Raw genomic sequence first — 23,894 nt, 5'->3', positions numbered from 1 at the left:
TTACACCCGCTCAAACGATTCGACACGTGCGCCGGCAGGCAGAGCACCTGCTTTGGCCAGCGCTTTCATACGCTCGCCTTCGATGCGCGCCACTTCTTCGGCCGGAACCATGTAGCCCTGGTCGTCACGTGCAGCGTGGCGAACGAAGACAGCGATGGTTGCAACCAGGCTCGCGCCCACCAGCCACCAGATGTGCCAGATGAAAGCGAAGCCGAAGACGGTCAGGAACAGGCCCATGAACAGACCGGTAGCAGTGTTGCTCGGCATGTGGATGGCTTCGTACTTGGCCGGAACCTTGTACGCAACGCCTTCTTCCTTGGCTTCGTGCCAGCAGTCCAGGCCAACTTTCTCAGGCATGTGAGCGAAGTTGTAGAACGGAGGTGGCGAAGAAGTCGACCATTCCAGGGTACGGCCGCCCCATGGGTCGCCGGTCACGTCCAGGTTCTGGTTGCGGTCGCGGACCGAAACGTACAGCTGGATCAGCTGGCAAGCGATACCGAACAGGATCAGCACGGCGCCGACAACGGCTACGTACAGGTAGGGTTCCCACAGTGGGTTGTCGGAGTGGTTCAGACGACGGGTCATGCCCATGAAGCCCAGGGCGTACAGCGGCATGAACGCAACGTAGAAGCCCGACAGCCAGAACCAGAAGGCAGCTTTGCCCCACTTCTCGTTCAGGGTGAAGCCGAAAGCTTTCGGGAACCAGAAGGCGAAGCCGGCGATGTAGCCGAATACCGCGCCACCGATGATCACGTTGTGGAAGTGCGCAATAACGAACAGGCTGTTGTGCAGAACGAAGTCAGCACCAGGAACGGCCAGCAGTACGCCGGTCATGCCACCGATGGAGAAGGTGACCATGAAGCCCAGGGTCCAGAGCATCGGCGGGGTGAAGCGCACGCGGCCCTGGTACATGGTGAACAGCCAGTTGAACAGCTTCACACCGGTCGGGATGGAGATCAGCATCGTCGCCAGGCCGAAGAAGGTGTTGACGCTGGCGCCGGCACCCATGGTGAAGAAGTGGTGCAGCCATACCGCAAAGCCAAGGATGGCGATCGCGCCCGATGCGTAGATCATCGAGTGGTGGCCGAACAGGCGTTTGCCAGAGAACGTCGAAGTCACTTCCGAGAACACGCCGAAGGCCGGCAAGATCAGAATGTAAACCTCAGGGTGACCCCACGCCCAGAACAGGTTGACGTACATCATCGGGTTCCCACCAAGCTCGTTGGTGAAAATGTGGAAGTCCAGATAACGGTCAACAGTCAGCAGCGCGAGTGCAGCAGTCAGGATCGGGAACGATGCAACGATCAGGACGTTGGCCCAGGTGCAGGTCCAGGTGAAGATCGGCATGTCCATCAGCTTCATGCCAGGTGCGCGCATCTTCATCACGGTGACGAGGAAGTTCACGCCGGTAAGCGTCGTACCCAATCCGGATAGCTGTAGCGCCCAGATATAGTAATCGACACCTACCCCAGGGCTGTACTGGATGCCTGCGAGCGGCGGATAGGCAACCCAGCCGGTCTTGGCGAATTCACCAACGCCCAGCGAGATGTTGACCAGCAGCACGCCTGCCAGCAGCAGGTAGAAGCTCAGGGAGTTCAGGAACGGGAAGGCAACGTCACGTGCACCGATCTGCAGAGGAACCGCCAGGTTCATCAGGCCGGTGAAGAACGGCATCGCCATGAAGATGATCATGATCACACCGTGGGCGGTGAAGATCTGGTCATAGTGTTCAGGCGGCAGGTAGCCTTCGGAGCCACCGGTTGCGGCAGCCAGCTGGGTACGCATCATGATGGCGTCGGCAAAACCGCGCAGCAGCATGACCATCGCGACGATGATGTACATCACGCCGATCTTTTTGTGGTCGACAGTAGTCAGCCACTCGCTCCACAAGTAGGTCCACTTGCGGAAATAGGTGATAAGACCGACGACAGCGATACCGCCGAGCGCGATCATGGCAAGCGTCACCATGACTATCGGCTCGTGATAGGGTATCGCCTCCAGGCTTAATTTACCGAACATCTCTTACTCCTCTGCACCGGCAGCTGGTTGCATACTCGATTCCACACCCTTGGTTGTGGCCAGATCTTTGCTGCCAGCTTCTTCGTGGCTACGGCCGCGGTTCATGCCTTCGTACTTGTCTACGATCAGCTGGAACTGCTCTGGCGATGCCTCGCTATACAGCGCGACTGGGTTGTTTTCGCTTGGTTTGGCCAAGGCTTCGTATTCGGCCTTGTCCAGCTTCTTCGGCGACTGCTTGACCTCGGCGACCCACTTGTCGAAGTCTTCCTGGGAAGTGGCAGTAGCCTTGAATTTCATGCCGGTGAAGCCAGCACCGCTGTAGTTGGCGCTGATACCGTCGAATTCGCCGTTTTCGTTGGCGATCAGGTGCAGCTTGGTGGTCATGCCGGCCATGGCGTAGATCTGGCCGCCCAGGCCCGGGATGAAGAACGAGTTCATCACGGCGTCGGAGGTGACGCGGAAGTTGACCGGGGTGTTAGCCGGGAAGACGATCTTGTTGACCGTGGCAATGCCCTGCTCCGGGTAGATGAACAGCCACTTCCAGTCCAGCGCGACCACGTCGATCTGTACCGGCTTGACGTCGGAGTCCAGCGGACGGTACGGATCCAGCTTGTGGGTGGACTTGTAGGTGACGTAACCCAGGGCGATGATGATCAGGATCGGGATGATCCACACCGCGGCCTCGATCTTGGTCGAGTGCGACCAGTCAGGGGTGTAGGTGGCAGCCTTGTTGGAAGCACGGTACTTCCAGGCGAACGCCAGGGTCATGATGATGACGGGCACCACCACCAGCAGCATAAGCCCGGTAGCGATCAGGATCAGGTTCTTTTGCTCAATGCCGACCTGGCCCTTCGGGTCGAGCAGGGTCCAGTTGCACCCACTGAGTAAAAGCATGCCTAAAAAGGGCAATATGCCAAACAGTCTGGGGTAACGCTTTTTACTCATCTCACGACCTCTAGATCAGCTTGCTTCAATGCAATTTGTGTTTTGGTAGCCAACACTTCGTCCTGCCAAGTGAGGCATGTCGCGCCCGTACTCGCTCCTGCCTGGGTCTGACTGCAGGACCTTGGCTCAAGCGGGTTAGCGGTGCTTTTGGTTTCGTAGGCAACAGGCCTGTACTTCAGACCAAGTCCATTTGGTGCGGGAAAACGCGGAGGGGGGTCCGCCCGGTATCGCCGTTGGGCGAAACTTGACGAAGTCAGCAAAAAGAAGCGCTGGGGCTTCCTTCAATCCTGCGACTCGCAAGCAGTGCCGAACGGGAATTGGGGGCGATTGTAGTTAGGTCGCCAACCCTTGACTATGACTTATTGAGCAACAGTCTTTTACAGAATCTGCAACAATGGCGACTGATTGTTCAACTTCGCGACAGTTTGTCGCACCCCGCTTGCCAGGCCTCAAAGCCGCATGCTGCAAGGCTTTGGGATTGATCCAGATCAAGCGGGCGGCAACTTTTCCCTGTTCTCGCGGGCTGTAAAAGACCCCACGCAAATCGGGACTTTTGTCTAAGCCTGGCGGCGGTTTCGGTAGATGCCGAGCGGCACCAGCACAGCGGTCAGAACGAAGGCTACCAGCGCCCATTGCGCCAGCGACAAACCGAGGATCGGCGGGTATGGCGTGCTGCAGAAGCCATCGACCTGGAATGCCAAGGGCCACAGCTTGGCCAGCGGCAGGTCATCGACGATCGGCTGGAGCGTATCGATACCACAACTGACCATCGGGTTGGCGAGTATATACACATGGTTGCCAGCCGCAATCATTCCGCCAATGGCACTGAGCACGACCAGGGCCTCGAAGAAGGTCAGGCTACGGCGCCCGGGCATGGCCGCCGCGATGAACGCGAACACGGCAATGAACAGCAGTGCGTAGCGCTGCAGGATGCACAACGGGCACGGCGCCTCGCCCAGTACCACCTGCATGTAGAGCGCGCCGCCGATCAGCGAAATGCAGATCAGGCCCAGCAGCACCAGAAAGCGCCGTTCCCGATTCAGGCGCGATGTTTGTTCGTTCATTACCGGTTCCTTCGATGGAAAGTGGCAGCGTGGTCCGCCTGCCCTGGCGCAAGTCTACACGCTGGGCGGGGCCTGTGAGCGTGCCGAGGAAGCGGCGTGATAGCACTGCGCAGGGCTATCCGGTGTGGCTGAGACCGGCCAGAACGAGGTCGGTTCAACGGCGGGCGGCAAAAAACCAGTACCCGGACGCCGCGCAGGGGCAAGCCCCTCGACACCCGGGAGTGAAGGATACCGTGATTAAAGGATGATTAAGAATGAAAGCGGCGCTGGTGCTTTCATCTTTCCTTTATATATAGGCAGAAAGGTGTGATGCGGGCATGCCGCTGGAAATGCACAAGCCTTCACCGGCCCTATCGCCGGCAAGCCGGCGATAGGGCCGGTACGGCGACTACATCACTCCAGCGCCGCCGCCGGCCCGAAGAACTCGTAGCGGCTCTGCTGTTCCGGCACGCCCAGGCCCTTGAGCTGGCGCTTGACCGCCGCCATGAAGCCCTTCGGCCCAAGGAAGTACGCATCCACGTCCCGTTCACGCGGCAGCCACTCGGCCAGCAGGTCTTCGCTCAGCACGCCCACGGCATCGGCCGCACCACCATCCGCCTCGGCATAGCAGTAGAAGCGCTTGAGCTGCGGGTGGCGAGCCGCCAGGCCATCGATCCAGTCACGGAAGGCATGCACCGCACCATTGCGTGCGCAGTGAATGAAATGCACCTGACGCCCGGTGTGCAGGGCGGCCTGCAGCATCGCCAGGGTCGGGGTAATGCCCACACCGCCACTGATCAGTACCAGCGGCTTGGCACTGGCTGCCAGGGTGAAGTCACCTGCTGGCGGGAACAGTTGCAGGGTATCGCCAACCTGCAACTGGTCATGCAGGTAGTTGGACACCTTGCCGCCCGCCTCGCGCTTGACGCTGATGCGGTACTCCTTGCCGTCGCACAACGCCGACAGCGAATAGTTGCGGCGCTGTTCGGCACCGTCGATGTTCAGTTTCAGGCCAATGTACTGCCCGGGCTCGGCCTTGAGCACCGGTTTGCCGTCTACAGGGGCAAAGTAGAACGAAACGATTTCGCTGCTTTCCTGTTCGCGGCGCACCAGGCGGAACTCGCGGGTGCCGCGCCAGCCACCTTCGGCCGCTTCCTTTTGCTGGTAAAGGTCTTCTTCGGCACCGATCAGGATGTCGGCCAACTGACCATAGGCAGCGCCCCAAGCCTCGATCACCGCCGGGGTGGCGATGTCCTTGCCCAGCACTTCCTCGATGGCGCGCAGCAGGCAACTGCCGACGATCGGGTAGTGCTCCGGCAGAATCTGCAGGGCGACGTGCTTGTTGATGATCTGCCCGACCAGGCCGCCCAGTTGCTCCAGCTGGTCGATGTGGCGGGCATACATCAGCACGCCGTTGGCCAGCGCGCGCGGCTGGTCGCCACTGGCCTGGTGGGCCTGGTTGAACAGCGGACGCACCTCGGGGTACTCGCTGAGCATCATCTTGTAGAAGTGAGTGGTCAGCGCTTCCCCGCCCCTTTCCAGCAGTGGGACGGTGGCCTTGATGATCGCACGTTGGTCGGCATTGAGCATTGCGGTGACTCCTGGGCCTAGGGCTTCGAATGATGCCTAGGTCATTACACCAATCGTGCCAACTTAAATTTCCAATTAAATCAGATACTTGATACCCACCATGTCAAAAAGACGCAGTAGGCCGTATAGTCATAAAGACCTACTGGAGTCCATATGACCACAAAGCCTTTGCTCACCACGTTGCTGCCACTGGTCAGTGACCTGTCCCGCGAACTGCCCGACCAGGAGCGCTACCGCCGCCTGTTGCAGGCCATGCGCAGCCTGCTGCCATGCGATGCCGCCGCGCTGCTGCGCCTGGACGGCGAATGGCTGGTACCGCTGGCCGTGGACGGGCTGAGCCCCGATACCCTCGGCCGGCGGTTCCGGGTGAGCGAACACCCGCGCTTCCAGATCCTGCTCAGCCGCCCCGAGCCCACCCGCTTCGCCAGCGATTCCGAGCTGCCCGACCCCTATGATGGCCTGGTGACCGCCGTCGCGGCCTCGCTCGAAGTTCACGACTGCATGGGCTGCCCGTTGATGGTCGATGAGCGCCCATGGGGCCTGGTCACCCTCGATGCGCTGACGCCGGGGCAGTTCCAGAGCCTGGAGCTGGATGCCCTGCAAGCTTTCGCCAGCCTGGCCGCCGCGACCGTAACCGTGGCCGAGCGTATCCACCACCTGGCCCTGCGTGCCGAAGACGAACACCACCGCGCCGAAATCTACCGCCAGGCCAGTGGCCAGCACCAGGAACTGATCGGCCAAAGCCCGGCCCACAAACGCTTGGTGGAAGAGATCCGCCTGGTCGGTGGCAGCGACCTGACCGTACTGATCACCGGCGAAACCGGTGTTGGCAAAGAGTTGGTGGCGCAGGCCCTGCACCAGGCCAGTAGCCGCGCCAACCAGCCGCTGGTCAGCCTCAATTGCGCAGCCCTGCCGGACACCCTGGTGGAAAGTGAGCTGTTCGGCCATGTGCGCGGGGCCTTCACCGGCGCGCACGGCGAGCGCCGCGGCAAGTTCGAACTGGCCAACGGCGGCACGCTGTTCCTCGACGAAGTCGGCGAACTGCCGCTGACCGTGCAGGCCAAGCTGCTGCGCGTTTTGCAAAGCGGTCAGTTGCAACGCCTGGGGTCGGACCGCGAGCACCGCGTGGACGTGCGCCTGATCGCCGCCACCAACCGTGACCTGGCGGCCGAGGTGCGCAACGGCAACTTCCGCGCCGACTTCTATCACCGCCTCAGCGTGTACCCGCTGCAGGTACCGCCACTGCGCGAACGTGGGCGTGATGTGCTGCTATTGGCCGGCTACTTCCTCGAACAGAACCGTTCGCGCCTGGGCCTGAACAGCCTGCGCCTGAGCAGTGAGGCCCAGGCCGCGCTGCTGGCGTATGCCTGGCCTGGCAACGTGCGCGAACTGGAACACCTGATCGGCCGTTCGGCGCTCAAGGCGCTGGGCCAACACCCCGACCGACCACGTATCCTGACCCTTGAGGCCAACGACCTGGACGTGCGTACAACGGCACCGGCGGCCGCAGCCACGCCCCTCCCTGCCCCGCCGCTGTCGCTAGCCAACCTGCCCGAGGGTGGCCTGCGCGAGGCCGTCGACAGCTACCAGCGCCAGGTGATCGAAGCGTGCCTGCAACGGCATCAGGACAACTGGGCGGCAGCGGCGCGCGAGCTGGGTCTGGACCGTGCCAACCTCAGCCGATTGGCCCGTCGGCTGGGGCTTCGCTGAGGTTTATCTACAAAAGGATTAACCCAGAAAGCCATCTGGTTGCTTCCCGCCTGGCTGCTATATCTCCCTAACCACCCCACTCTCGGCTGCCTGGTCGAGGCTGTGCGTAACACCCCTGCACGGGTCCTGTTACTGCGGTTGTAGCCCGATAACGGGCTGGGGGTTCCGGACACCAGCAGGGAGCATCCATGGACAACATCGTCGTCGCCGATAAGCAAACTGAAGTCGCCACTCAGAGCGCCTGGGGCAATATCAATCTCAAAGGGCCAGGCGTCGTGCAGATGCCCGTGGCTCCCGATCAGCTGGCCACCGTCACCCAGCGCGGGCAGGACTTGGTCCTCACCCTCAAGTCCGGGGAAAAAATCACCATCGGCAATTTCTTCGCAGTGGACCAGGCCGGTGTCGGCAGCGACATTGTCTTCGTTGGCGAGGACGGCACCCTGTGGCACGCCCAGTACAATGCGGCGGCATTCGAGGGCTTCACCTTCGAAGACGTAAACTCCCTGGATGAGCTGGTTGCAGGCCTGGGTACCGCTGGCAGCGCCATGCCCACCTGGGCGATTGCCGGGCTCAGCCTGCTCGGTGCCGGCGGTGCGGCGGCGGCGGCCGGCAGCGGGGGTGGCGGTGGCGGGGGTGGCGCCGACCCGGACACCACCCCACCGGCCACGCCCATCGACCTGTTGGTATCGCCCGATGGCCTGCGCCTGACCGGCCGCGCCGAAGCCGGCTCGACGGTAACCGTACGCGGGGCCGACGGCGCAGTGCTGGGCACTGCCGTAGCCGGCGCCGACGGCCAGTTCAGCATCACCCTGCAACCTGCGCAAACCGATGGTCAGGCCCTGGAGGTCAGTGCCAGCGACGCCGCCGGCAATGTTTCACCGCCGGCCAGCATCAACGCGCCAGATATCGACACGCCCGACACCACGGCCCCCGACCAGCCGAGCGACCTGGCCATCGGCCTGGCCGGCAGCCAGCTCAGCGGCCGTGGCGAAGCCGGCAGCACCGTGCAGGTGCGTGATGCCGCAGGCACGCTCATCGCGACCGGCACCGTCGGCGCGGATGGCACCTTCGCCATTAGCCTGGACCCGGCCGTCAATGATGGCAGCACCCTGCAAGTCACCCTTACCGACGCTGCCGGCAACGTGTCGCAGCCAGGCGCAGTGACGTCGCCCGACCTGCTGCCACCGGCACAGCCCACCGACCTGGCACTGGCGGACGGCGTGACCTTCACCGGCCGCGGCGAACCGGGTGCCACCTTACAGGTGCGGGACGCTGCCGGTAACCTGCTCGGCTCGGCGGTGGTCAACCAGGACGGAACGTTCAGCCTGAGCCTGTCCCCTGCCCAAGCCAACGGTGAGGCGCTTGACGTACGCCTGGTCGACGCCGCCGGCAACAGCTCGCCTCCCCTGCAATTCAACGCCCCGGACATTACTGCGCCGGATGCCGTCAGCGATATCCTGGTCGGTGCGGGCGGCACCCGCCTCAGTGGCCATGGTGAAGCCGGGGCTTCTGTGGAAGTGCGGGATGCCGACGGCAACCTGCTAGGTCGTGGCGTGGTCACGGCCAACGGCACCTTCCTGATCGACCTCGACCCGGCCGTGCAACCCGGCGACCAGCTGACCCTGCTGCAAGTGGACCCCAGCGGCAATGCTTCGGTGGCCGTCGAGTACGATGTACCGCTCACCACTGCCCCGGCCAGCCCCAGCGGGCTGGCCATCGATGCCGATGGCACTACCCTCACGGGCAGCGCCCCTGCCGGCAGCCGAGTGGAAGTACGCGATGCCAGCGGCACGCTGATTGGCAGCGCCGTAGCCAACGCCGACGGCAGCTTCAGCATCGAGCTCACCCCTGCCCAGGCCAACGGCGAACTGCTGAACGTACTGGCCCTCGATGCCGAGGGCGTGTCCTCCGTGCCCACCCAGATCACCGCACCCGATATCACGGCACCCGCGGCACCTGCCGAGCTGGCAGTCAGTGCCGACGGCAGCGTGATCACCGGCCGCGCCGAACCCGGCAGCACCGTGCGCATCGTGGCTGCCGATGGTACCGAGCTGGGCAGCGCCGTGGTCGGCCCGACCGGGGTGTTCAGCATCGAGCTGGCCCCACCACAAACCGACGGTGAAGTGCTGCAAGCCACCGCCACCGATGCGGCGGGCAACACCTCAGCCACCAGCGCGGTGACCGCGCCGGACCTCGATGGGGTCGATACCACACCACCAGCAGCGCCGACCGACCTGGCCATGGCGCTGGCCGGAAGCCAGCTGAGCGGGCGTGGCGAACCGGGCGCCAGCGTGCAAGTCCGTGATGCGGCCGGGAATATCCTGGCCACCGGCAGCGTAGGTGCCGACGGCAGCTTCACCATCACCCTGGACCCGCCGGTGAACGACGGCAGTGCCCTGCAAGTGACCCTGACCGATGCTGCCGGCAACCAGTCGCCCCCCGGCTCGGTCACCTCACCCGACCTGCAGCCACCTGCGCCGCCAACCGAATTGGCCCTGCTTGGTGGGGTCACTTTCAATGGCCGCGGCGAGCCCGGCGCCACCGTGCAGGTGCGCGACGCGGCTGGCACCGTTATCGGCAGCGGCGTGGTCGGTGCGGACGGGGCGTTCAGCCTGTCCTTGTCACCTGCCCAGGCCAATGGCGAGGCCCTGGATGTGCGCTTGGTCGATGCTGCTGGCAATAGCTCGATACCGCTGGAATTCACCGCACCCGACACCACGCCACCGGCTGCCGTAAGCGACGTCGTGGTCGGCGCCGACGGCCTGGCACTGAGTGGGCGTGGTGAAGCCGGCGCCACCGTTGAAGTGCGAGATGCCGACGGCACCGTGATCGGCAGCGGCGTTGTCAGCGCTAACGGTACCTTCCTGATCGACCTCGAACCGGCCGTGCAGCCCGGCGCGCAACTGAGCCTGGTGCAGACCGACCCGAGTGGCAATGCCTCCGAGGCCCTGCAGTTCGCGGTGCCGACCACGCCTGCGCCCGCCAGCCCCAGCGACCTGGTGGTTGCCGAAGACGGCAGCAGCATCAGCGGCACCGCGCCGGCCGGCACCCGCGTGGAGGTCCATGATGCCAATGGCACGCTGCTTGGCAGTGGGGTTGCAGGCGACGATGGCAGCTTCACCGTCACCCTCGACCCCGCCCAGGCCAATGGCGAACTGCTGGACGTGGTGGCCATTGATGGCAGCGGTGCTTCGTCCCTGCCAGCCCAGATCTCCGCACCGGACATCACCCCACCGGTCACCCCCAGCGAGCTGGTGATCAGCGCCGACGGCAGCGTGCTCACCGGCCGTGCCGAAGCCGGCAGCACCGTACGCGTGCTGGCGGCCGACGGCACCACGGTGCTTGGCACCGCGGTAGTCGGTGCCACCGGCAGCTTCAGCATCCCCCTCGACCCCGCCCAGGTAAACGGCGAGGTGCTGCAAGTTACCGCTACCGATAATGCCGGCAATGCTTCTGCGGCCGGCACCGTCACCGCCCCAGACATTGACGGTGGCGACAACACCGCACCGCTGGCACCCACAGACCTGGTGATCGGCCTGGCCGGCAGCCAGCTGAGCGGTCGCGGCGAACCCGGCACCCGCGTGGAGGTGCGTGACGCCCAAGGTAATGTGCTGGCCAACGGCACGGTCAACCCGGATGGCAGCTTCGTCCTCACCCTGAGCCCAGCCGTCGACGACGGCAGCGCCCTGCAAGTGACCCTGACCGACGCTGCCGGCAACGTTTCGCAACCTGGCACGGTCACCGCACCGGACCTGCAGGCCCCGGCCCAGCCGACCGACCTGGCCCTGGTCGATGGCGTCACCTTCACTGGCCGTGGCGAACCTGGCGCCACCGTGCAGGTGCGCAATGCGGATGGCACCGTGATCGGCAGCGGCGTGGTCGGTGCGGACGGGGCGTTCAGCCTGTCCTTGTCACCTGCCCAGGCCAATGGCGAAGCCCTGGATGTACGCCTGGTCGATGCTGCCGGCAACAGCTCGATGCCGCTGGCATTCACCGCACCCGACACCACGCCACCGGCGGCTGTGAGCGACATCGTGGTCGGTGCCGATGGCCTGGCGCTGAGTGGGCGTGGCGAAGCCGGCGCCACCGTTGAAGTGCGCAATGCCGACGGCACCGTGATCGGCAGCGGCGTGGTCGCTGCCAATGGCGTTTTCCTGATCGACCTGAATCCTGGCGCGCAGCCCGGTGCTCAGTTGAGCCTGGTGCAAACCGACCCGAGCGGTAATACCTCCGAAGCGCTGCAGTTCGAGGTGCCGGTCACCCCTGCCCCTGCCAGCCCGAGCGACCTGATAGTCGCCGAAGATGGCAGCAGCATCAGCGGCGCCGCGCCGGCCGGCAGCCGTGTGGAGGTCTACGGCGCCGACGGAACGCTGGTTGGCAGTGTGCAGGTTGGCCAGGACGGCACCTTCACGGTCATTCTCAACCCGGCCCAGGCCAATGGCGAACTGCTGGAGGTGGTGGCCATCGATGGCAGCGGTGCTTCGTCCCTTCCAGCCCAGGTCTCCGCACCGGACATCACCCCACCGGTCACCCCCAGCGAGCTGGTAATCAGCGCCGACGGCAGCGTGGTCACCGGCCGCGCAGAAGTTGGCAGCACCGTACGCGTGCTGGCGGCCGATGGCACCACTGTGCTTGGCACCGCGGTAGTCGGTGCCACCGGCAGCTTCAGCATTACCCTGGACCCCGCCCAGTTGAACGGCGAGGTGCTGCAAGTTACCGCTACCGATGCCGCCGGCAATGCTTCTACGGCCGGCACCGTCACCGCACCAGACATTGACGGTGGCGACAACACGCCACCGGAAGCCGCCACCAACCTGCTTGTCGGCCTGGCCGGTGCCCAGCTCAGCGGCCGCGGTGAAGCCGGTGCCAGCGTGCAAGTGCGCGACGCCCAGGGCAACGTGCTGGCAAACGGCACGGTCAACCCGGATGGCAGCTTCACCCTGGCCTTGGAACCTGCAGTCAAGGACGGCAGCACCTTGCAAGTGGTGCTGACCGACGCCGCCGGCAATGCCTCCGCCCCTGCGTCGGTGGTAACACCGGACCTGCAGGCGCCGGCGCAGCCCACCGGTCTGGCGCTGGTCGACGGCGTCACCCTTAGCGGTAGCGGCGAGCCAGGCGCCAGCGTGCAGGTGCGCGATACCGCGGGCACCCTGCTGGGCAGCGCTCAGGTCAACGACGACGGCACGTTCAGCGTGACCCTGACCCCAGCACAGGCCAATGGCGAAGTGCTGGACATTCGCCTGGTGGATGCTGCCGGCAACATTTCCTCGCCACTGCAGTACCAGGCGCCAGACATCACTGCGCCGGCGCAGGTCAGCGATATCGTGGTCGGCGCCGATGGCCTGGCCTTGAGCGGGCGTGGCGAAGCCGGCGCTACCGTGCAGGTGCGCGACGCCAACGGCGCCCTGATCGGCAGCGGCGTGGTGACCGCGAACGGCACCTTCCTGCTCGACCTCGACCCGGCCGCGTTGCCGGGTGAACGCTTGAGCCTGGTTCAGACCGACCCGAGCGGCAACGCCTCGCTGGCGCTGGACTATGACGTGCCGCTGGTAACCGTACCGCTCAGCCCAAGCGACCTGGTGGTCGCCGAAAACGGTACCAGCGTAAGTGGCTCGGCCCCCGTGGGCAGCCGCGTGGAAGTGCATGATGCCGAGGGTGCGCTGATCGGTAGCGTGGTGGTCGGCGCCGAAGGCACCTTCACCGTGGTCCTCAACCCGGCCCAGGCCAATGGCCAACTGCTGGATGTGGTAGCCATCGACAACAACGGCACCTCGTCGCTGCCGGTACAGGTCAGCGCACCAGACATCACGCCACCGGTGGCGCCAAGCGAACTGGCCATTACCGCCGACGGCACCGCCGTCAGCGGCCGTGCCGAACCTGGCAGCACCGTGCGCGTGCTGGCGGCCGATGGCAGCACCGTACTTGGCACTGTGGTGGTGGGCGCCAGTGGTGCGTTTGAAATCACCCTTAGCCCTGCCCAGGTGGCGGGCGAACAGTTGCAAGTGGTTGCCACCGACGCAGCCGGCAATGCCTCGCAGGCGGGCAGCCTTACCGCACCGGTCATCGACAACGGCGGCGACACCACGCCACCAGAGCCTGCCACCAACCTGGCGATCAGCAATGACGGCCGCACCGTCTCCGGCCGCGGCGAAGCCGGCACCACCGTAGAGGTACGCAACGACCAAGGCCAACTGCTGGCCAGCAGCACCGTGCAGCAGGACGGCAGTTTCAACGTTACCCTGCCCACCCCGGTGGTGGATGGCTCGTCACTGCAAGTGACCTTGACCGATGCTGCTGGCAACGTGTCCAGCCCAAGCCCGCTGACCGCACCGGATCAGGTGGCGCCACTGCAACCCACCGACCTGGCGCTGGTCGATGGCGTCAGCCTGACCGGCAATGCCGAGGCCGGTGCCCGGGTAGAGGTACGCGACGCTGCTGGCAACGTGATCGGCAGTACCCTCGCCGAAGCGGATGGCAGTTTCAGCCTCACCCTCGACCCGGCGCAGGCCAATGGCGAAACCGTCAGCGTGGAGGTGACCGACGCCGCAGGCAACACCTCGCTGCCGTTGAGCTACGTAACCCCGGACATCACCCCGCCCGGCATTATCAGCAATGTGGTGCTGGGTGCTGGCAGCCTGGTCGTTTCCGGCCGCGGTGAAGCGGGTGCCACGGTAGAAATCCGGGATGGCAATGGCAACGTGATCGGCACCGGGGTGGTCGCAGCGAATGGCACCTTCCTGATCGACCTCGACAGCCCACTGGCCGCAGGCGACGCCATTGCCTTGCAACAGACCGATGCCGCCGGCAACCCTTCGGTTGCCCTGACGGTCACCGTACCGGCCATTGCCGTGCCGGACAGCCCGACGGGGCTGGTGGTAGCTGCCGATGGCAGCGCCATCAGTGGTACGGCCCCGGCTGGCAGCCTGGTGGAAGTGCGGGATGCCCAAGGCGGTGTGCTGGGTAGCGTGCAAGTCGGCAACGACGGCAGCTTCAACATCCCCCTCAGCCCTGCCCAGGCGAACGGCGAGCTGCTGGATGTGGTAGCCATCGACGCGGATGGCAACAGCTCACTGCCGACCCAGATCGGCGCACCGGACATCACCCCGCCCAACGAGGCCAGCGAGTTGCAACTGAGCAACGATGGCAGCGTATTGACCGGCCGTGGCGAACCCGGCACCAGCGTGCAGGTGGTGGACGCCCAGGGCAACGTACTGGGCAATGCCCAGGTGGGCGCCGATGGCGTGATCAGCGTGGTCCTGAACCCGGCGCAAACCGATGGCCAGGAGCTGGACGTGGTGCTGCGTGACGCCGCTGGCAACAGCTCGACCGCCACCGTTATCGCACCTGACCTGGATGGCCCGCTGCAACCGTCGGGTCTGGCCATCGACAGCGCCGGCATCCACCTCACCGGCCAGGGCCAGAGCGGCTCGCTGGTCACCGTGCGCGATGCCGACGGCAATGTGCTGGGGACCGCCACCGTGGGCGGGGACGGGCGCTTCGACGTCACCCTCAACGCACCGCAGCGCAATGGCGAAAGCCTGACCGTGGAAGCCACCGACAGCCAAGGCAACAGCGCCGGGCCAGTGGACTTCACCGCACCAGACAGTACCCCGCCGCAAGCAGTGACCAACCCGGCCATCGATGGCGACGGCGTCACGGTCACCGGCAACGGTGAACCGGGTGCGACCGTGACCGTACGCGGGCCGGACGGCAGCGTACTGGGCAGCATCGTGGTAGGCGCCGGTGGTGCGTTCGAAATCAGCCTCGATACCCCGCAAACCAACGGTCAGGCCCTGACCGTCGAGCAGCGCGACGCCAGTGGCAACCTGTCGACCGCGGTCGATCTGTCGGCACCGGATACCCAGGCCCCCGACACACCCACCGGCCTGGTACTGGCGGGTGACGGTGGCAGCCTGAGCGGTAGCGGCGAGCCGGGGGCGCAGGTAACCGTGACCGGCGCCGGCGGCGCCGTGCTGGGCACTGCCACGGTACAAACGGACGGCAGCTTCCAGGTGACCATCGACCCACCGCAGCTCAATGGCCAGACCTTGGCCGTCACCCAGGCGGACGCGACCGGCAATACCTCCACCGCCGGCAGCGTCACCGCGCCGGACCTGGAAGCTCCGGTAGCCGCTGAAGGCCTAGGCATCAATGGCACGGGCACGGCACTCACCGGCCAGGCCGAACCAGGCAGTACCGTGGAGGTGCGCAACGGCGCTGGCGACCTGCTGGGCTCCGCGCAGGTGGAAGAGGACGGCAGCTTCAGCGTGCCCCTGGCCCCCGCCCAGACCAACGGCGAAACCGTGTCGGTGGTAGTGGTCGATGCTGGCGGCAACACGTCGCCATCCGTGGCGTTCACTGCCGACGACAGCACCGCACCGCAAGCACCGGGTGGCCTGACCATAAGCGCGGGCGGCGACACCCTTCAGGGTACGGGCGAAGCAGGCAGCACCGTTGAGGTACGCAACGCCGCCGGCGACCTGCTGGGCAGCGTGGTGGTGCCGGTTGGCGGCAGCTTCATTGTCGCGATCAGCCCGGCCCAGCTCGATGGCCAGGCGCTGCAGGTGACCTTGACCGATGTGGCGGGCAATGTCTCCGGCAGCACCCCGATCACTGCACCCGACCTCACCCCGCCGGCCTTGCCCACCGGGGTGGTGGTCAGCGAAGACGGCAGCACGGTCAGCGGCAATGCACCGGGCGCTGATACCGTGACGGTGCGTGACGGCGCAGGCGTGGAAACCACGGTTGAAGTGAACCCCGACGGCAGCTTCAACGTGCCACTGCCAACCCCGCAGAACAACGGCGAAAGCGTGACCGTGATCGTCACCGACCCGGCGGGCAACAGCTCGGCACCGGTTACCGTTACCGCACCCGACACCACCGACCCGGAACCTGCCAGCGGCGTGACTGTGAGCCCCGACGGCAGCAGCGTTGGCGGCACTGCAGAGCCGGGCAGCACCGTGGTCATCCGTAACCCGGACAACAGTGACCGCGGCACCACCACCGCAGGGCCGGATGGTACCTTCGTGGTGCCGGTCGACCCGCCGCTGGCCGCTGGCGAAGAGGTCAGCGTGGTGGTCATCGACCCGGCCGGCAACGAATCCGACGGTGTGACCCTGACTGGTCCGACCGGCAGCGAAGTGGCCACCCCGGCGGACCTGGCCATCAGCGCCGACGGCTTCGTGCTGACGGGTACCGGTACCGTGGGTGCGTTGATCACCGTGACATCCGCCGGTACCACGCTGGGCACCGCGACGGTGGGCAGCGATGGTGTCTTCCGGGTGTTCTTCAGCAACGCTCAGCTCAATGCACAGACCTTGCAGGTCAGCGCACGGATAGGCACCGACGGCCAGCCATCGGTACCGGCCACCGTGGTCGCCAACGATACCACTGCACCCGAAGCCCCGAGCGCCACCATCGACCGCACCGGCAGCACGCTGACCGGCCAAGGCGAAGTGGGCGCCAACGTGCGGGTCACCGACGCCCAGGGCAATGTGCTGGGTAGCGGCGTGGTCGGCAGCAATGGCCTGTACAGCATCACCCTGTCGCCGGCGGCCGCCAACGGCCAGAACCTGATCGTCACCCAGGCCGATGCTGCGGGTAACGTGTCGCTGGCCGCCAGCCTGCAGGCACCTGACCTACAGGCCCCTGCCGCCGCCAGCAACCTCAGCCTGAACGCCGCCGCCACCGTGGTCAGCGGCCAGGGCGAAGCCGGTGCCAGTGTCACTGTGCGCGATGCCAGTGGCGCCATTCTGGCTACCGGCACCGTCAACCAAAGCGGCCAGTTCCAGATCACCCTGCCCAGCGCGCAAGTCAGCGGCAGCCCGTTGCAGGTCACCCTCAGTGATGCCGCAGGCAACGTATCAGGCCCCGCCAGCCTGGCTACCCCGGATCGCACGCCACCTGCCGCCATTGTCGACCCGCTGCTCAGTGCCGACGGCAGGCAGCTTTCCGGTAGCGGTGAAGTGGGCGCTACGGTACAGGTCAGCAATGCCGCCGGTACTGTGCTGGGTAGCGCTACGGTGGGCGCCGATGGCCGCTTCACCGTGACGTTCGACACGCCGCAAAACAGTGGTCAGGCCATTGGCGTGGCGCAAATAGACGCCGCCGGCAATACCTCGCCAGCTGTGACCGTGGCCACGCCAGACCTGACCCCGCCAGCACCGCTGACCAATGTGGTGCTGAACAACAACGGCCTGACCCTCAGTGGCCTGGGCGAAGCCGGCGCCAGCGTGACCGTGCGCGGGCCTGACGGCACCATCATCGGCACCGGCCTGGTCGCGGCCAACGGCAGCTTCAGCCTGACCTTGACCACTGCCCAGCTCAACGCCCAGCAACTGAGCGTGACCCAGACCGATGCCGGCAACAACACCTCCAGCGCCGTGGCGGTGACCGCACCGGACTTCACCCCGCCAGCAGCACCCACGGCATTGGCCCTGTCGGCGACCGGGCTGCAACTGACCGGTAACGCCGAAGCCGGCAGCACCGTGACCGTCCGCGATGCCGGCGGCAGTGTGCTGGGCAGCGCGGTGGCCAGCAGCAATGGCACTTTCCAGGTCACGTTGAACAGTGCCCAGACCAACGGCCAGACCCTGCAGGTAACCGCCACCGATGCGGCGGGCAATGTATCGCCAGCGGCGCCGTACACGGCCGCCGATACCACGCCGCCCGCGGCGGTCAGCAACCTGGCGGTGTCTGCCGACGGCGCGACCCTTACCGGCCAGGGCGAAGCAGGTGCGACGGTCACCGTACGCGCCCCGGACGCAACCGTACTGGGTACCGCAACCGTGGCCGCCGATGGCAGCTTCAGCGTGGCCTTGTCACCTGCGGCGCTCACCGGTGAACGCCTGGGCGTTGTGCAAACCGATGCCGCGCAAAACGCCTCGCCTGAGCAAAACGTGACTGCGCCGGGCATTCTGGCCCCCGCCACGCCAGACAACCTGGTGCTGGCTGTAGACGGTCTATCGGTCACCGGCACCGCTACAGCGGGCAGCACGGTCACTGTTTACGGACCCAACGGCGCGGTGTTAGGCAGCAGCCCGGTCGCCAACGACGGCACCTTCACCGTCAACCTGGGCAGTGCCCAGGCCAATGGCGAAGTGCTGCATGTGAGCGCAATGGCCAGCGATGGCAGCCTGTCGCTGCCGGCCACCTTGCAGGCGCCGGACACTACGGCGCCACAACCGCTCAGCAACCTGGTGCTGTCCAGCGACGGCCTGGTCCTGACCGGGCGCGGCGAACCAGGCGCCACCGTTACCGTGGTCGGTGAAGGCGGTATCGACCTGGGCACGACAGTGGTCGATGCCAGCGGCAACTTCAGCGTCACCCTGGGCAGCGTCCAACTCAACGGCGAACAGCTCAGCGCCAGCCAGGCCGATGCGGCCGGCAACGAGTCCAACAGCGTGAGCATCACTGCCCCCGACCGCGTGGCACCGGATGCCGCCGCAGACCTGGCATTCGCCGGGGGCGGCAGCCTGCTTAACGGTAGCGGCGAGGCCGGCGCCAGCGTGTGGGTAATGGCTGCCGATGGCAGCGTGCTGGGCACGGCCGTAGTGCGCGCCGACGGCAGCTTCCAGGTCGTGCTCGCCTCGCCGCAAGCCAACGGTCAGCCGCTACAGGTGCTTCTGACCGATGCGGCCGGCAACCAGTCGGCCGCCAGCACCATCACCGCGCCAGACACTACACCACCTGCGGCGCCGAGCGACCTGGCGGTTTCCGGCGATGGTGTCACCCTGACCGGCCGCGGCGAAGTCGGCGCCGAGGTGACCGTGACCGACCCGAGCGGCGCCCCGATCGGCAGCGCCATCGTCGATGCCAGCGGGCACTTCACCATTACCCTGAACCCGGCACTGGGCAATGCCGAGCTGCTCAGCTTCACCCAGGCCGACGCCGCCGGTAACGTGTCGGCAGCAGCGACCCTGCAGACCCCGGACTTCACCCCACCTGCCCCGCTCACCCAGGTGGCGATCAACGCCGACGGCAGTGTGGTCACTGGCCTGGGTGAGGCCGGCGCCACCGTGATTGTGAGCAACGCCGCCGGTAGCGTACTGGGAACCGCTACGGTGCTGGCCGACGGCAGCTTCAGCGTCGTGTTGTCGCCTGCACAAATCGACAACCAGGTGCTGTCAGTACTGCAGGCCGATCCGCCCGGCAACGTCAGCGCGCCCGTCAGCGTGCAGGCGCCGGACTTCACGCCCCCCGCGGCTGCAACCGAGTTGCGGCTCAATGCGGCAGGCGATGTGCTGGCCGGGGTTGGCGAAGCGGGTACCACGGTGCGCGTCTATGTGGGTACAACGCAAATCGGCACCACCACGGTCGCTGCCGACGGCACCTTCAGCGTCGGCCTGGACACCGCCCAGCTCAATGGCCAGCAGGTGCAGGTAACCCTCACCGACGCCAGTGACAACGTGTCGCCGATCAGTACCGTCACGGCAGTCGACGTAACGCCGCCGGCCATCGTCATTGCCAGCATCAACGACAGCGGTACCCAGTTGATCGGCACCGCCGAGGCCGGTACCCGGGTCACGGTGATAAACAACAACGGTGACCTGCTGGGCCAGGTGACGGTCGACCTGGATGGCACCTTCGTCCTCGGTTTGAGCCAGCCTCAGATCAACGGCGAAACGCTGACCATCATTGCCCAGGACGCCACCGGTAACCCGTCGGCCCCCCTGGAGCTGAGCGCCCCCGACCTCACCGCACCGGTGCAGCCAAGCGACTTGCTGCTCAACCCGGCCGGTACGTCGATGACCGGCACTGCCGAGGCCGGCACGCTGATCACCGTGCGTGGCCCGGACAACACCCTCGTGGGCCAGGTGGAGGTCGGTGCCGACGGGCGCTTCACCGTGCCCATCAGCCCGGCGCAGAACAATGGCCAGTTGCTCAGCGTGGTGTCTACCGATGACGCCGGCAACGTCTCGGTTGCTGCGCCCTACCAGGCCAACGACACCTCGCCACCTGACCTGGTGACCAACCTGGCAATCAACAACACCTTCAACGTGCTCACCGGCAAGGGCGAGGCCAATGCCACGGTCACCGTCAGCCTGGGCGGCAGCGTGCTAGGGACTGGCACGGTAGACGCCGCTGGCAACTTCCAGATCACCCTGACGCCGGCAGCAGGCTCGCTGGCAACGCTGGCCATCACGCAGTCCGACGGCATCAATACGTCGGCGGTGGCGACCTATGTCACACCGCTGGTGGCTCCGCCAGTACCGCCGACCAACGTGACGCTGGGCAGCGACGGCCTGACCTTGACAGGTAACGCGCCCAGCGGCGTCGGCATCCGTGTGTACGATGCCGCAGGCAACCTGATCGGTACCGGTGGCGCGACATTGAACGGTACCTTTACGCTGACGCTCAACTCGGCGCAGCTCAACGGCGAGTACCTGCAGGTCACCGCCGTGGCGTTGGTGGGCGGCGAGTCGCAACCCACCTTCTTGCAGGCAGCTGATACCACCGCACCGACCGACCCACTGGTGACCAGCCTGTCGACCAACGGCCTGGTGCTGAGCGGTACCGGCGAGGCCGGTGCCACGGTGACCGTGCGCGATGCCGGTGGCAACGTGCTCGGCAGCGCCGTGGTCAATGGCGGTGGCGTGTACACCGTCAACCTCAACGCCGCGCAGCTCAATGGCCAGGTCTTGGCGGTGAGCCAGGCCGACGCTGCGGGCAATACATCCGGCAGCACCCGCTACACCGCTGCCGACCTGCAACCGCCTGCGCTACCGACCAATGTCACCATCAACGGCGCGGGGACTGTGGTGACCGGTAATGGTGAAGCCGGCGCCACCGTCACCGTGCAAGGCGCCAACGGTCCGGTGGGCAGTGCAGTGGTGCAAGCCGACGGCACCTTCAGCGTCACTTTGACCACGCCTCAGAACGACGGGCAATTGCTGGTGGTGCGCCAGGCGGACGCTGCGGGCAACCTGTCCAGCAGCGTCAACCTCAACGCTCCGGACACCACCCCGCCGGCGGCGCCGCTGGCCACCATCAATACCAACGGCACAATGGTCAGTGGCTCTGGCCAGGTTGGCAGCACGGTTACCGTGCGCAACAGTGCCGGGACCGTGCTGGGTACGGCAACCGTGGGCAGCACCGGCCTGTTCGTGGTCAGCCTGAATGCCGCGCAGATCGACAACCAGGCACTGAGCGTCACCCTCACCGACAGTGCTGGCAATGTGTCTACCGGTACCACGCTGACCGCCCCGGACCTGACCCCACCTGCTGCGGCCGCCAACCTGGCGATCAGTGCCGACGGCAGCACCCTGACCGGTACCGGTGAAGTGGGCGCCACCGTGACCGTGCGCAGCGCCAGCGGCACTGTGCTGCAAACCGCCACCGTGCAAGCCGATGGCAGCTTTACCGTGACCCTGAGCCCCCCTCAGGACAACGGGCAGGTGCTTGCGGTGACACTGAGCGATCCACGCGGCAACGTGTCGGGCAACGCCAGCATCACTGCGCCGGATGTGGATGCCAACGCCCCGGTCATCGCCAGCGATAACCTCGCCACGGCGACGGTCGACCTGGCCGCGGTCACCGCCAGCAGGACCTACACCGACAGCTTCACCACCCTGTTGGCGGGGTTCACCAAGACCTACACCTGGACGGTAGCCGCCGGCACCACGGCCGACCCCACGCTGACCCTGACCACCAGCAGTGCACTGGCCCTGCTGGACAACACCACCTTCACCCTGCAGGTGAAGAATGCCAGCGGAACCTGGGTCACGCTGGCCACCGGTAACAGCCAGGGCTTGCTGGACCTGATCCTGTTGCCGTTGGGCCAAGGCCTGCGAGTCGACATCGGGGTGCTGCAGGCGGGCGATTACCGCCTGACGGTGGGCAGCGGCGGCATTGGCCTGATCACCAATGTCAGCACCTCGCTGGATATCACCTCCACCAGCCTGACCGAGTTCACCGGTACTGGCACAGCCACCTCTGGCAACGTCATCACCGACGTGGGCACCGATGGAGTGGTGGATGCGCGGGGCCCGGACAGCGCCGCGGTGCTGCAGGTGCTCAAAGGGGGCAGCTACGTCTCGGCCGGCAGTGCCACCACGGTGCAAGGCCTGTACGGCACGCTGGTGATTCGCGGCGACGGCAGCTACACCTACACGCCAAACGGCAGCCCCGCCAGCGTCGGCAAAGTGGATGTGTTCAGCTACCAGCTGGTGCACCCCAACGGTCTGTCCGACAGCGCCAATTTGTATGTGCGCATCGATAGCCCACAAGCCACGGAAGTCTGGAGCGACAGTAACTACGCGGCGCCAGCCACGGTACTTGACGCAGTCAACGACGTAGGCTTCAGCAACCTCACCCTGGCCAACCGGGTAGACACCAGCAGCAGTACGCTGGGCTCGTTGACCCTGCCGTTGATCGGCAGCCGCCAGGCCACTTACACCACTACAGTGGCTGCCGATACCACGGCTAACCTGCAAGTGGTACTCAATTCCGCCAACCTGCTGAGCCTGCTCAACGGCACCACCCTTGAACTGCTCAAGCTCAACCCGGCCACGGGCCAGTACGTGCTGGTGCAATCGGTAGGCGGTGGCTCGTTGATCAGCCTGTTGGGCGGGGGCGCAGGGTATACCTTCCAGAACCAGGGCGCAGGCACCTACCACGTGCGGGTGACCGCTGGCGGCATTGGCCTGGCCAGCTCGATCACCACCAGTGTCAATGCCACCACCACGCACCTGAACGAGTTCGTGGTCAGTGGCGCTACGGCGGCCACCGGCAACCTGCTGGCGGACGATACCCTGGGTTCGGCACTGACCGTGCTGAGCGTAATGACCGCAGCCAACACCTACACCATACCCGGCTACAACGGGGTGAGCGTGGCGGGCACCTATGGCACCTTGCTGGTGCAGGCCGATGGCAGCTACACCTACACCCTCAACTCGGGGGTCAGCGCCGCAGCGGTCGGCCAGCACGATACCTTCACCTACGAGCTGACCCACCCTAACGGCAGTACCGACACGGCAACGTTGACCATCAACCTGGACAATGCCGCTGGCCTGGTCAGCACCACGTCGCTGCTGGCCGACAGCGGTGAAGAGGCAGTCGCCCTGGCCAGTGTCGCCGCTGTCAGCGATGTGGTTGCTGGCAGCGACGGCAACGACCACCTGGTGGGCAGCCAGGGCGGGCACATCACGCTTGAAGGTGGTGCCGGTGACGACACCCTGGTGATCGTCGACCAGAACTTCGCCAGCGTCGACGGTGGCACGGGTACCGACACCCTGCAATGGGGTGGCGGCGATGTCAGCATCGACCTAGGCAACCTGGTCGGCCGCGTGCACGGCATCGAGGCCATCGACCTCAACGACACCAGCGCGGTGGCCCTGACACTCAACCTGGCCGACGTGGTGGCCATCACCGAAACCGGCACCGACACGTTGATCATCAAGGGCGACAACCATGACTCGGTGCACATGACTGACAACTGGAACCTGGTCGGCAACCAGGCCGCCGACGGGATCGACTATAACCAATACACGGCCCAGGAGGACCCGAGCCACCACCTGTGGGTACAGAACGGCATTCACGTCGTCTGAGGCCGCGGCAAACCCGCCGGGCAAACGCCCGGCGGCATGG

Annotated in this window: 6 protein-coding genes; 2 read left to right on the top strand and 4 right to left on the bottom strand. The window is 65.8% G+C overall.

Going from position 1 to position 23,894, the window contains the following annotated elements:
• From cyoB to hmpA, 4 genes are all read right to left on the bottom strand, one after another.
• Positions 1–2,019, bottom strand: coding sequence for a cytochrome o ubiquinol oxidase subunit I (gene cyoB, locus K4A76_RS04145; protein WP_009685201.1), 2,019 nt, complete (start codon positions 2,017–2,019; stop codon positions 1–3).
• 3 nt (positions 2,020–2,022) lie between these two features.
• The gene (gene cyoA, locus K4A76_RS04140; RefSeq protein ID WP_054890292.1) at positions 2,023–2,964 is read right to left on the bottom strand and encodes a ubiquinol oxidase subunit II; all 942 of its coding nucleotides are present in this window, start codon (positions 2,962–2,964) and stop codon (positions 2,023–2,025) included.
• A 557-nt stretch (positions 2,965–3,521) separates the two neighbouring features.
• The gene (locus K4A76_RS04135) at positions 3,522–4,028 is read right to left on the bottom strand and encodes a disulfide bond formation protein B (RefSeq protein ID WP_009685199.1); all 507 of its coding nucleotides are present in this window, start codon (positions 4,026–4,028) and stop codon (positions 3,522–3,524) included.
• A gap of 393 nt (positions 4,029–4,421) precedes the next feature.
• Positions 4,422–5,597, bottom strand: a complete 1,176-nt coding sequence (gene hmpA, locus K4A76_RS04130; protein ID WP_274411623.1) for an NO-inducible flavohemoprotein — start codon at positions 5,595–5,597, stop codon at positions 4,422–4,424.
• Positions 5,598–5,750: 153 nt separating this feature from the next.
• Here hmpA and norR point away from each other — a divergent pair, with 153 nt between their 5' ends.
• Both norR and K4A76_RS04120 read left to right on the top strand, forming a co-directional pair.
• Positions 5,751–7,307: a nitric oxide reductase transcriptional regulator NorR gene (norR, locus tag K4A76_RS04125; protein ID WP_274411622.1), complete on the top strand. Its 1,557-nt coding sequence runs from the start codon at positions 5,751–5,753 to the stop codon at positions 7,305–7,307.
• Positions 7,308–7,495: 188 nt separating this feature from the next.
• Positions 7,496–23,854 (top strand): BapA/Bap/LapF family large adhesin, encoded by a 16,359-nt coding sequence (locus K4A76_RS04120; protein WP_274411621.1) that lies wholly within the window; start codon positions 7,496–7,498, stop codon positions 23,852–23,854.
• Positions 23,855–23,894: the final 40 nt, after the last annotated feature.

The organism is Pseudomonas sp. NEEL19 (genome assembly GCF_028751975.1).
GTDB lineage: Bacteria > Pseudomonadota > Gammaproteobacteria > Pseudomonadales > Pseudomonadaceae > Aquipseudomonas > Aquipseudomonas juntendi.
Note: the sequence above shows the minus strand (reverse complement) of the source record. Positions and strands in the feature narration are given on the sequence as shown.